Raw genomic sequence first — 262 nt, forward strand, 5'->3', positions numbered from 1 at the left:
GCCCTACACCACGGCCGATGTGGTCGGCGTCGAAATCGGCGGCATCGTCAAGAACGTGATTGCGCTGGCAGTGGGCATCTGTGAGGGCAAGCAGATGGGGGACAACACCAAGGCCTCGGTGATTACCCGGGGACTTGCGGAAACATCCCGGCTCGCATTGGCGCTGGGCGGCGAAGCCAAGACCATGGCCGGGCTCGCCGGGCTGGGCGACCTCGTGGCGACCTGCTCGTCCGCGCTGTCCCGGAACCACACGGCAGGGAGG

Annotated in this window: 1 protein-coding gene; it reads left to right on the top strand. The window is 67.2% G+C overall.

Annotation, left to right across the window (positions count from 1 at the left end; genetic code table 11):
* On the top strand, nt 1–262 hold a 262-nt coding region (locus ACCC94_RS30300; RefSeq protein ID WP_413353245.1), incomplete at both ends, for an NAD(P)H-dependent glycerol-3-phosphate dehydrogenase.

It is taken from the genome of Pseudomonas sp. Pseusp97 (genome assembly GCF_047304025.1).
In the GTDB taxonomy this organism is placed as follows: domain Bacteria; phylum Pseudomonadota; class Gammaproteobacteria; order Pseudomonadales; family Pseudomonadaceae; genus Pseudomonas.